An 11,627-nucleotide genomic window follows, 5' to 3' on the forward strand; every position below is an offset into this window, starting at 1 on the left:
TCGGGGGTGGGGGTGTGCATGTCGGCGTACGTGCCCGTGCCGTGGGTGTCACCGCTGCTGTACGGCGCGGTCTTCGCCGGCGGCATCTACTACCTGGCGGCGGATCTGGGCGCCGGCCCCGGGCTGTTGTCCTGGCGCACGGCCGGCTTCGTCGCCGGGCTCGTCGCCCTGTGCGCACTGGACTTGGTGGGGCGTCGGCGGAAGCTGCCGCGGGTGCCGCTGCTGCTCGCGCGGTGCGTGCTGACAGGCGCCGTCGTCGCGGCGGATGCCTCGGAACTCGCCCAAGTGCTGTTCGTACTCCTGCCGTTCACCGCCTACTTCGCGTTCGGCCGCACGACGGCGCTCGTTCTGGGGGCACTGTGCCTGACCGGACTGCTCACCGGCTTCCTGCTGACGGCCCCCGCCTGGTATCGCGACATGGAGTACGTGTCCGACCTGCTGATGGTCGCGGTCGGCCTGGTGCTGGCGATCTCGATGGCCGCCGTCGCCGTCGGCGAGCAACGCGCCCGGAGAGAACTGCAGGCGTACGCCGCGCGCGTCGCGGAGCTGTCCGCGGCGACCGAACGCAACCGGCTCGCCCGCGACATCCACGACAGCCTCGGCCACCATCTCACCGCGATCTCGGTGCAGTTGGAGATCGCCTCCGAGTTCCGCGTCCTGGACCCGGAAGCTGCCGGACGGGCGATGACCGAGGCCAGACAGTCGGTGAAACTGGCCCTCGGCGACGTGAGGCAGTCGGTGCGCGCGCTGCGCGAAGACGCGCGCCCGTCCCTGTCGGCCACGCTCGCGGCATGGGCACGTGACGGCGGTGCGGGGCCGTGCGTCAGCGTGGAGGTGACGGGGGAGGAGGACGGTTACGGCACCGCCGCACTGACCGCGTTGTACCGGGCCGCCCAGGAGGGGCTGACCAACGCGCTGCGCCACGCGCGGGCCTCGCGGGTGTCCGTCGCGGTCCGGCTGACCGAGGACACCGCACGGCTGGCGGTGACGGACGACGGCTGCGGCTTCACACCGGACCGGGCCACGGCCGGATTCGGCCTGACCGGCATGCGCGAACGGGTGCACCTGGTCGCCGGGAGCGTCGACATCGACAGCACACCGGGCGAGGGCACACGGCTCACCGTCGTCGTCCCGCGACGGGAAGGCGAGCGGTGAGCCAGGAGCCGACGGCGGTACGGGTGCTGGTGGTGGACGACCAGCAGCTGATCCGGGACGGCATCGCCGCCCTGCTCTCGATCCGGCCGGGCATCACCGTCGTCGGTACGGCGGTCAACGGGCGGGAGGCCGTGGAGAAGGCGGTGGAACTGGGACCCGACGTCGTCCTGATGGACGTACGGATGCCGGAACTGGACGGCGTGGAGGCCGTCGCCGTGCTGCGCGGCCGGGCACCGGGGTGCCGGGTCGTGATGCTGACGACGTTCGACGACGAGGAGTACGTCGTCCAGGCGCTGCGCGCGGGAGCCAGCGGCTATCTGCTCAAGGACCTGCCGGCCGAGGAACTCGCGCAGGCGGTCTGCCTGGCGCACGCCGGAGTCACCCAGCTCGACTCCTCGGTGGCCGCCCGGCTCGCCGCCGCCCTGCCCCATGCCGCCCCCGAGCCGCCCGCCGCCGCTCCGGCCCTCAGCCCGCGCGAGATCGACATCCTGCGGCTCGTGGCGCGCGGCCGCACCAACCGGGAGATCGCCGCGCAGCTGTACCTCAGCGAAGGCACGGTGAAGAACCACGTATCCCGCATCCTCAGCCGCCTCGCCCTGCGCGACCGCACCCAGGCCGCACTGCGCGCCCGCGACCTCGGCCTGCTGTGAACCCCCGACCCCCTGGATGGGCGTGCCCTGCGCTAGAGCGGCCGCACGTAGCCGATCCACGTGTGCCGAGTGCGGAACCCGCATCGCTCGTACAGGCTCAGCGCACCGGTGGCATTGGCGCTGTCCACATTCAGAGCGGCTCGGTGAAAGCCCTGCTCCTGGCCGGTCCGCAGGCAGGTGGTGAGCAGCGCGGTGGCCACGCCGCTGCCACGCCAGGGCGGTCGGGTGCCGAGCCGGGCGATCCAGCATTCGCGGATGCCGGTCATCGCGGTGTCGGCGTCGTACTCGTGGCTGATCAGGTACCCGGCGACCTCGTCCCCGTCCAGCGCCAGGAACGACATGTCAGGCCGGAACGACCGGGCGCCGGTGGTGCCGTGACGCCACCGGTCGGCGCTGCTCGGGGTGTGACCCCAGTGGTCGCGGAACGCTTCGTTGTGCGCCAACCGGGTCGCCTCGTCGTATACCGCGGTGAAGGGGACGACGCGCAGCCCGCCCGCCGGGACCGTCACCGGGATCTCGTCGGACTCCAGCGGCCGACGCATGTCGAAGAACCAGCGTCGCGCCTCGAACCCGGCTCCCTGATACAGGTCCCGTTTGGTGGTGTTCGGCGCGTGGATCGGGATGTGTGCCTCGCCCGGCAGGTCGGGAAACCGCTCGCGATGCAGCTGTGCCGCCCGGGCCACCTGCCAGTTCACCAGGTCGGCGCCCACGCCTCGGCCGCGTGCGTCGGGTCGTACCGCCCCCTCGACGTGCACCTGGTGTACGTCGGTCGCGTCCGGCAGCCCCGTCGCCTTGGCGTAACCGATCAGTTCGCCGTGCGACCACACCCCCACCGAGTCCTGGGTCAACTCCAGGCGAGGGTCGCCCAGTTCTTCGGCGAGGTCGTCGGCGTCGTAGTGCTCGTCGGTGCCGTCGGCCGCCTCTACCGCGGCGAACAACTCGGCCAGGGCCGGGGCGTTGTCGAGCGTGAGGGGCCGGTGGACCGGCGTCGCATGCATGGGCGGCACGATAGGTGTCACTGCGGCCGGACGCACTTCAGTTTCGGGGCGCGTGGTGAATTCCGCCCCGGACATGGGCTAGAGTTGATCACGAGCCGGTCGCCACAACTCTGGTCGACAGGCAGTGCGTTGGTGGTCCAAGGAAAGACGCCCCGCTTCCTGCGGGGAGAGGCAGGTGCAAGGCCTGCCCGGCGCTCCATATGGGGCCTGTCCGCATCTGCGGACAGGCCCCGCACGTTTTTCGGCTCGTCCCGGACAGGGGCCACGGCGGCAGCCGTGAGCGCCCGTCAGGCGTTCGTACGGGTCAAGCGGTCGGGGAGGTCGGTGAGCTTCTCGATGCGGAGAACCGTCTCGTCTGCCGTCGGCGACGGTCCACCGGTGACGAAGTCGATGCCGCGGTCCAGCCAGACTCCGGTGAGTCCGGCGAGGGCGGCCGCGTTCACATCGCTTTCCAGCATGTCGCCCACGTTGACCGCCTGGACGGGGCCCGTACGCATCCACCGGCAGGCGGCGGCGTAGGCGGCAGGCTTGGCCGCACCGAGCTCGGTCGGGGTCAGGACGGCTTCGAAGTAGTCCAGGAGACCGAACCGGGCCAGCTTGGCGCGCTGTTGGTCGGGATCCCCGTTGGTCAGAACAGCCAGACGCGGTCCCCCAGGGAGCCGTTTCAGGGTCTCCAGACATGGCTCGACATCGGGATAGCACTGCCACGCCTCCTCGAACACCGTGAGGTAACGCTCGGAGATCCAGGCGTCCAGCAGGCCGGGACTCTCCGGAACCGGCTCGCCGAGCATCGGCAGGAAGGAGCGGACCCTGCGCCGGTGGTGCTCGGCGAAGGAGCACTGACCGGCAAGGTATTCCCGCATGTGGCGTGCCTCCAGCGTCCACCACAAAGCTGTCAGCTCCTCCGGTGGAGCCGTCGCGTTCGGCGCGGCCCGGACGATCTGGCCGATCGTTTCCCAGACCGCGCTTCGATGATCGACCAGGGTGCCGTCCAGATCGAAGAAGATCACATCCGCCATGAGGTGATCGTCCCGTGGGCTTGTCCCTGATGCCAAGGCGATTACGGCTTCCGTAGGTTGAGCCAACTCGTCGACACGGAAGGGCTGTTCCGGGCTGCGATGACCGGACCCCTCGCCCCTCTCCGAAGGCGCGGGCCGTGGCAGAATGCCGACATGACTCTGATCAGAAAGGGCAATGCCGCGTAGGCGCCCGAAGGCCGTCCGCGCCGAGCGATGGCGGCCAGCGAAACACATTCCGGTCCGTCGGATCCCCGGCGTAACAGCCCGAACTCGGGCAGCGATACGACGTGTTGAGGCCGACCATCTCTGGCCCGACGCAGTCGCTGACGCCCTCAGTCGGTTCGAGTGGGCCTTCAAAGAGCCGGGACGATATCTGTCCGGCCCCGCCGAGAGCCCCGGCATCGAGATCGAGGACGGCCGAGATGATCTGGAAGTGGCTCTGCTGTACCTGCCCGCAGGAGCCCGAGCAGATCTGGGCCGCTTGGTGGAGCGGATCGACGTGGAGTTCGAACGGCGTACCGTTCCGGACCCCGGTTGGATGAGCGAATGGACGGCGGGACGCTGGTGGTGGTGGCGCATTCGGGAACGGTGACCTCGGCGTCGCCCCATGGCTCAGGGGGCATGGGCCGCGAGTCGTCCCGTCGGAGACGTGGATAGCCTCATGTCGTGACGAACGAGCATGTGTTGCAGGACCACGCTCACCGGCAGGTCGTGCGGATCGGCGACACAGTGCGCCGCCCCGTGCGGCCCTGGACCGAGACGGTGCACGCGCTGCTGCGGCATCTTGAGGGGGTGGGCTTCCCGTGTGCTCCGCGCGTCCTGGGGTTCGACGGGGAAGGCCGTGAGGTCCTCGGCTACATCGACGGCGAGTCGGGGCCGCTGGGGTGGGCCAAGGTCGTGGACGACAACGGCCTGTCCGCGTTCGCCCGGCTGCTGCGCGACTACCACGACGCCACCACCGGCTTCACGCCTCCCGGCGACGCGGCCTGGGCGGTCGGTGCGACAGAGGCCGCCGACGGTGAGGTGGTGTGCCACGGCGACTTCGGTCCGTGGAACGTGGTCTGGCAAGGCCCACGGCCCGTGGGCCTCATCGACTTCGACTTCGCCCGCCCGGCAGCGCGGCTGCACGACATCGCCTACGCATTGCAGTACGTCGCCCCGTTTCGGGACGACGCCGAGTGCACGCGCCGGCTGCACTACCCGCAGCCTCCCGACCGCCGCCGACGCCTGGAGGTGTTCTGCACGGCCTACGGTCTTTCTTCCACCGACGGCGTCGTTGACGCTGTCATCCGCGAACAGCAGGACACCATCGAACGGGTACGCCTACTGGCCGAAGCCGGGCACGAACCCCAGGCGACCTGGGTGGCCGGGGGTTACCTGCTGGACCTCGGACGCAAGCTGGCCTGGAGCCAGGACCACCGGCACCTCTTCGGCTGACACCTCGTCCCTCGCGCCGTCATCGGAAGGAGCTCAGCCCAGCGTGTCCATCAGAGCGGTGACGTAGGCATCGAGCCGCCCCTCGACGGCCCGTGTCGTCAGCTCCGTCCTCCCCGCCTCCCGCCACGGCCGCCCGGCCGACTCGGCGCCCGGCGCGAAGGCCAGCGCGTCCAGCAGCCGCCAGTACAGCCGCTCGCTCGGGGTCGCGGCCAGTACCCCGCCGGCCTCCTCGTACGCCTCGGCGAACCGCGCACCCCACGCCGGGCCGTGCAGCAGCGCGAGATTGGTGGAGCAGTGCGCCACGTCGAGGTCCGGCGGGCCCCAGGAGGTCTGTACCCAGTCGACGACGCCACTGATCCGGAGGCTCGCCGGACGGCCGAGTGGCGGCGGCACGTCGAACAGCACATTGCCGGGATGGAAGTCCCGGTGCAGTAACCGCCCTTCATAGGGTGGCGCCGGCCCGCGGATCACACGGGTCGCCGCGGCCCATGCCGCCGCATCGGCGCCGTCCGGAGGGACGACCGCGTCGGCGGTCGTCCAGGCCTTGTACTCCTGGGGGCGTTCGGCGGGCCGCAACGCGTGGATCGCCACGAGCTGACGGGCCAGCAGGGGGATCCGTGCCTCCACTCCCTCGTCGTCGAGGACGGTCCGGCCCGCCAGATGTGTCATGAGGAGCGAGGGATACTCGCAGTGCGTGGCGGTCGGATCAGCCGCGACCGGTCCCGGAGCGGGCACTCCGGTCCCCGCGAGCCGGGCGAGGACGTCGGCCTCACGGTTGAGCAGCTCCTCGGCGTGCTCCACGAAGTACGGGTCGACGAAGGTTCGCAGGACCAGGTCGCGGGTGGCTCCGTCCCGCGTGCCGATGGTCAGTCGGCGCATTTCGGCGGTGATCCCGCCGTGCAGCACCTCGGTTCCGACGATCCGTTCACCGGTGCCGAGTTGCCGGCCCACCCAGGCCAGGGTCAATGGCCGGACCGTCGCCGGCTCGCCGTGGTCGATCACCGCGCCACTCCATCATCCGGAGAGCGGCCCGCGCAAAGACTTTCGGCCCCACCTCTGGCCGGGCGCTTCGACACAGCGGTAGGTCAGCAGGCACAGCGGCAACAGCACGGCGAAGAACGCCACTTCGAGCAGAAGACTGTCCTGCCGCCGTCGGCCGACCGTACCGTCGATCACCGCCAGCAGCACCGGATGCACCAGATAGACCGAGTAACTGATCGTGCCCAGCCCGGTCAGCACCCGCGGTACGTGCCGGCGCCGCAACAGCAGCCCGGTGCCGAAGGTGAGCACAGCCATCAGGAACGCGACGATCCAGCCACGCCGTACGAAGTGGTCACCGTCGCCGTACCAGAACGCGCTCCCCACGGCACAGGCGACCACGACGACAGCGGTGCCGGCAGCACCGGACCAGGTGCTCTGACCGTTCTCGGCACGGTAGATGGCGGTGCCGAGGAACATCACGGCGAGGATCACCAGCCCCTCCCACTGCGGAACCGTGCCGTTGAACAGGACCAGCACGAGCGCCAGCACCCCGCCCAACACACCCCCGAATCCCCGCAGTACGGGTGACCCGGCGCTCGCGCAGCCGATCGCGACCGCCATGGCGACCGAGGCGAACGCGATCAGCGGACCGGTGCCGACCAGGCCGGACAGGGCAGAGGCCGGCAGTACCACCCCTGCCGTGACGCTGACCGCGGCGAGCGCGGCCAGGACGGTGGCGATCGCCGCGGACCGCTGATGGAGGCGGACCGTGAACAGAGCGACGACGAGGAGGTAGAACGACATCTCGTAGGAGAGCGTCCACAGGACGAGCAGGAGACTGGGTGTGCCCAGCAACTCCTGGAGCATGGTGGCGTGGGCGATGATCACGGTGGCGGCGCTCTGCCGGTCGACGCCACGGATCTCCGCGATGCCAAGGAGGTTGGCGGCGAGGAGCATGGTGACGACAGCCGCCGCCAGCGGGTACACGCGGAAGATCCGCCCGACCCAGAACGTCCGGACGCAGCCCCGGCGTTCCAGCGAAGCGGGGATGACGTAGCCGCTGACCAGGAAGAACACCATGATGGCGTAGCGGCTCGTGTTGAAGTGAGGCATCAACTCCCGCCGGAAGTCGGCCATGAAGGTGTACGAGGAGTGGTCGAACACGACGACGAGTGCGGCGATGCCGCGCAACGCGTCCAGCCAGCCCAACCGCGACGGCCCGACCGTCGAGACGGTGGTGAGCAATCGTGAGGTAGCGGAAAGCGAAGAGGCGGGGTCGAGAGGTCGGAATTTCATGCGTGGGCAAAGTCCTCTTCGACGAGGTTGGCGTTGGGCTTGTCCAACGGCGGTGAAAGGGGCACGGGCACGGTCCGCAGGCTCACGCGGCGAACGCCCTCACCGGCCGTATCGGGAGTCGGTTCTTGGGCACTGCCCGCACCGCTCACAGCACCGAGTCCAGCGGCCGGCGCATTGTTCGGCAGTACCGTTCTGGCGACCGAACAATGAACGGGGTGAAGGTGTGGCGGGGCGTCGTGAGGTGCCGTTGGATCCGGCGGCGGGTCCGGTGCAGCGGTTCGCGTTCGAGTTACGCAAGCTGAGGGCGGAGGCGGACGGGATCACCTACCGGGCGCTGGCGCGGCGGGCGGGCTACTCGGTGACCACGCTGTCGCAGGCGGCGGCGGGCGAGCAGTTGCCGACGCTGCCGGTGGCCCTGGCCTATGCGGGGGCGTGCGGCGGCGACGTGGCGGAGTGGGAGGCCCGGTGGAAGGAGGCGGTGGAGGAGTCGTCCGGTGACGGCCACGGGGACGACGACGGATCACTCACGCCGTACCGGGGCCTGGCACGGTTCGAGACCGGGGACAGTGGCCTGTTCTTCGGCCGGGACCAGCTCACCGCCGACCTGGTCGCGCTGCTGCGCGGCCGACGGTTCGCCGCGGTCTTCGGCCCCTCCGGCAGCGGCAAGTCCTCCCTGCTGCGGGCCGGCCTGATACCCGCTCTCCGACGCACTCAGGAGCCGGGCCTGCGCCCGGCCGCGATCCGCATCCTGACCCCCGGCGAACACCCCGCCCGCAGCCACGCGTCCCTCCTTGACCCCGCGTCGGCCCGCGACGGCAGCGCGGAAGCGGACACGTTCGTGATCGTCGACCAGTTCGAGGAGGTCTTCACCCTCTGCCACGACACGGCCGAACGCGCCCGCTTCATCGACCTGTTGCTGACAGCCCGGCACCCCGACAGCCGCCTGCGGGTGCTCTTGGCGGTCCGCGGCGACTTCTACGGCCGCTGCGCCGAGCACCGCGACCTGGCCGACGCACTGCGCGACGCCAACCTCCTGGCCGGCGCGATGAGTCAGACGGAACTGCGCGACGCCGTCGTCAAGCCGGCCGCGGCCGCCGGGCTGACCGTGGAACGCGCCCTCACCGCGCGGCTGGTCAAGGAGGTCGCCGACGCGCCGGGCGGGTTGCCGCTGCTTTCCCACGCGTTGCTGGAGACCTGGCGCCGCCGCCGCGGCAAGTCGCTGACCATGGCGGGGTACGAGGCGGTCGGATGCCTGGACGGCGCGATCGCCAAGACCGCCGAGCAGGTCTACGACCGGTTCACCGAAAGCCAGGCGACCGCCGCCCGCCGGGTACTGCTGCGGATGGTCGCCCCCGGTGACGGCACCCCCGACACCCGCCGTCCGGTCCAGCGCGCGGAACTGCCGGGCACCGGCCGGGACGACACCGCCACGGTGGTGGAGGCGCTCGCCGGGGCGCGGCTGCTCACCGTGGACGGCGACACGGTCGAGTTGGCCCACGAGGCCCTGATCACGTCGTGGCCCCGGCTGCGCGAGTGGATCGAGGAGGACCGCGAACGCCTGCGCGTGCACCGACACCTGACAGAAGCGGCCCACGCCTGGCAGGACTTGGGCCGCGAGGACGGCGCTCTGAGCCGGGGGAGCAGGCTCACCGCGGCCCTGGAACACTTCGGTGGCGCATCGCGCGAGGACCTGACCGACGTAGAACACGCCTTCCTTCACGCCAGCCGTGGCCATGAGCAGAAGGGCCGCCGTCGATACCGGCTGGTGCTCACCGCGGTCACCGCCGCCCTGTGCCTGGCCCTCGTCGCCGCGGGCCTGGCCGTGGGGCAGTGGCAGAGCGCGGTCACGGCCCAGCACACGGCCCAGTCCCGGCAACTGGCGGCCCAGTCCAGCGCGTTGCTGGACTCCGATCCCGATCTCGCCGCACTGCTCGCCGTGCACGCCTACCGAACCAGCCCGACCCGCGAAGCCACCGCAGCCCTCTACGCCGCCGCGGCGCTACCGCTCCGCAAGCGCCTGACCGGCGGCACCGAACCCGTGGACGCCATCGCCCTCAGCCCGGACGGAAAGACGCTCGCCACCTCCAGCAGAGACGGCAGGATACGGATCTGGAACGTACCCGCAGGCCAACTCCGAGACACCTTCACCGCCTACACCAGCAGCGACGAAGTCAGCCAGGCCGCGGTGTTCAGCCCTGACGGAGGCATCCTGGCCGTCGCCACTTCCGGTGACACCGGAACGAGGGTGACCCTGTGGGATCCGGCCGACGGCAGGAAGATGAGGACCCTTTCCGTTCCCGACGGTTCGGTTCGCGGGTTGGCCTTCAGCCCCGACGGCCGGACCGTGGCCGCCTCCTCCCCGAGCGCCGTACGGGTCTGGGACCTGGCCACCGGCCGTACCCGCCACAGGTTCACCGACCACCCCGACCCGGAGACGGTCGGCTTCGGCGCTGACGGGCGCACCGTCGCCGCAGTAGGCCTCAGCGGAGGGGTGCGGGTGTGGGACGTGACGTCCGGCCGCACCCGAACCTCCCGTGACAGCCACATCAGGGGCAGCGAGGCGGCTTTGAGCCCGGACGGTCAGACGTACGCGGTTGTCCGCACCGATGGTTCGGTGCAACTGCGGGAGACGGCCACCGGTGTGGTCCGGCGCACCATCAAGGACGTTCCCATCGGGTCGCGCGGGATGGCCTTCGCCGCGGACGGGCGCACCCTCGCCATCCCGGGCCCAGGAGACACGGTGCGGCTCTGGGACACCGCCTCCGGCATGGCGCGGGCCACCGTCACGGCCGGCCTCCCGGGAAGGGGAGTCAGGAGCGTGGCCCTCAGCGCGGACGGCCGTACCCTGTTCACCAGCGGCAATACGAGCCCCACCATCCGCGTGCACCGCCTGTTCGCTGATCATCCGCGGACCACGCTGTCCGGCCCCTCCGGCGCGTACATCACCGACATGGAGTTCAGTCCCGACGGACGCTCGGTGGCCGCGGTCCGGCAACCGTCGCTCGGGCGTGGGTCGGTACAGCTCTGGGATGCCAGGACCGGCGAGCTCGAAGCCACCCGGGCACCCGACACCGGCCCGGCACCTCGGGGACAGCGACCGCCAGTCACGGGTTCCCGCCCCGTGGCCGTGGGATTCAGTCCGACCGGGCGCGCCCTGGCCGCCGAAGCCGTCGACCGCAGGGTCATCGAGGTTCGGGATGTCGCCACGGGCCGCCTGCGCCAAAGCCGTGACGTGGGCGGCATTCTCACAGCGGTCTTCAGTCCCGACGGGACACGGCTCGCCATCGTCGGCGAGAAGGGGTCGGTGCACATCTGGCACCTGTCCACGGGTGAACTGCGCACCGTCCACACCAGCCCCGGCGGATCCGTGAGGACGCTGGCATTCGCCCCGGACGGTCACACACTCGCCGTCGTGGACATCAAGACGGGCGGCGACCGGATCACGCTGCTCGATGCCGCGACCGGCCGCACACAGGGCACCATCGACCCGGGCCCCCGGAGCCTGCTGACACTCGCGTTCAGCCCGGACGGGGACGCCCTGGCCACCGCGAGCGGCAGCAACGGCCTGGTGAAGACGTGGGACACGCGCACCGGTCAGCTCGAAGACGCTTTCAGCGTCAGCGCCGAGGTGTGGTCCCTGGCTTTCACCCCCGATGCACGCACCCTGGCTGCCAGCACCGTAAGAGGAGTCCAGCTGTGGGACCTCGCCACCAGCCAGAGCCGCACCACCCTGCCGGCCCGCTCGCCCGGAACAGTGGCCTTCAGCCGGGACGGACGGACCCTGGCGATCGGCACGGGCAGCTCCGTCGGGCTGTGGAACGTCGACCTGCCCGACGTGACCCACGCGATCCGCACCATCTGCGAGGCCGTCGACCGCACCCTCACCTCGGTGGAACAGGCCCGCTACCCGGACACGCGGTCCACTGAGACCGGCTGCCAGGAGACCGCGCGATAGGACGTCCGGTGCGGCATCGAGCCCCGTAAGGGTTGCGGGGAACTGCGCGACCAGCCCCCACCGGCCCGCAGACCCATCACCGCACTTCCACCAGAGCGCTCCGGCGGCGCGGCGAGGCAGATCAGTATTGCGGCCT

At 70.8% G+C, this 11,627-nt stretch carries 8 protein-coding genes; 4 read left to right on the top strand and 4 right to left on the bottom strand.

Features of this window, described 5'->3' with window-relative positions; all coding sequences use genetic code 11:
• Window positions 1-18: 18 nt before the first annotated feature.
• Both OG381_RS43310 and OG381_RS43315 read left to right on the top strand, forming a co-directional pair.
• Window positions 19-1,155: a sensor histidine kinase gene (locus OG381_RS43310; protein WP_327721469.1), complete on the top strand. Its 1,137-nt coding sequence runs from the start codon at window positions 19-21 to the stop codon at window positions 1,153-1,155.
• A complete protein-coding gene (locus tag OG381_RS43315) occupies window positions 1,152-1,805 on the top strand; it encodes a response regulator transcription factor (protein WP_327721471.1) in 654 nt (217 codons plus the stop codon). Before OG381_RS43310 ends, OG381_RS43315 begins: the two co-directional genes overlap by 4 nt.
• A gap of 32 nt (window positions 1,806-1,837) precedes the next feature.
• Here the strand turns inward: OG381_RS43315 and OG381_RS43320 are convergent, their stop codons facing one another.
• Window positions 1,838-2,803, bottom strand: a complete 966-nt coding sequence (locus tag OG381_RS43320) for a GNAT family N-acetyltransferase (protein WP_327721472.1) — start codon at window positions 2,801-2,803, stop codon at window positions 1,838-1,840.
• 287 nt (window positions 2,804-3,090) lie between these two features.
• Entirely contained in the window at window positions 3,091-3,822 is a 732-nt protein-coding gene (locus tag OG381_RS43325; RefSeq protein WP_327721473.1) for an HAD family hydrolase, read from the bottom strand.
• Between the two features lie 666 nt (window positions 3,823-4,488).
• Between OG381_RS43325 and OG381_RS43330 the strand changes: the two genes are divergently transcribed.
• A complete protein-coding gene (locus tag OG381_RS43330; RefSeq protein WP_327721474.1) occupies window positions 4,489-5,259 on the top strand; it encodes a phosphotransferase enzyme family protein in 771 nt (256 codons plus the stop codon).
• 33 nt (window positions 5,260-5,292) lie between these two features.
• Here the strand turns inward: OG381_RS43330 and OG381_RS43335 are convergent, their stop codons facing one another.
• Both OG381_RS43335 and OG381_RS43340 read right to left on the bottom strand, forming a co-directional pair.
• Window positions 5,293-6,261, bottom strand: coding sequence for a phosphotransferase family protein (locus OG381_RS43335; protein ID WP_327721475.1), 969 nt, complete (start codon window positions 6,259-6,261; stop codon window positions 5,293-5,295).
• Between the two features lie 12 nt (window positions 6,262-6,273).
• Window positions 6,274-7,485, bottom strand: a complete 1,212-nt coding sequence (locus OG381_RS43340) for an acyltransferase family protein (protein WP_327721477.1) — start codon at window positions 7,483-7,485, stop codon at window positions 6,274-6,276.
• A 274-nt stretch (window positions 7,486-7,759) separates the two neighbouring features.
• On the opposite strand from OG381_RS43340, the gene OG381_RS43345 reads away from it, so the two are divergent.
• On the top strand, window positions 7,760-11,491 hold the full coding sequence (locus OG381_RS43345) for an nSTAND1 domain-containing NTPase (RefSeq protein ID WP_327721478.1): 3,732 nt from the start codon (window positions 7,760-7,762) through the stop codon (window positions 11,489-11,491).
• Window positions 11,492-11,627: the final 136 nt, after the last annotated feature.

Source organism: Streptomyces sp. NBC_00490 (genome assembly GCF_036013645.1).
In the GTDB taxonomy this organism is placed as follows: Bacteria; Actinomycetota; Actinomycetes; order Streptomycetales; family Streptomycetaceae; genus Streptomyces; species Streptomyces canus_F.

What these genes read in the sequence shown, in the direction of transcription:
- OG381_RS43310 (WP_327721469.1), top strand. Translation starts at nt 19, where the DNA reads ATGTCGGCGTACGTGCCCGTGCCGTGGGTGTCACCGCTGCTGTACGGC.
- OG381_RS43320 (WP_327721472.1), bottom strand. Translation starts at nt 2,803, where the DNA reads ATGCATGCGACGCCGGTCCACCGGCCCCTCACGCTCGACAACGCCCCG.
- OG381_RS43325 (WP_327721473.1), bottom strand. Translation starts at nt 3,822, where the DNA reads ATGGCGGATGTGATCTTCTTCGATCTGGACGGCACCCTGGTCGATCAT.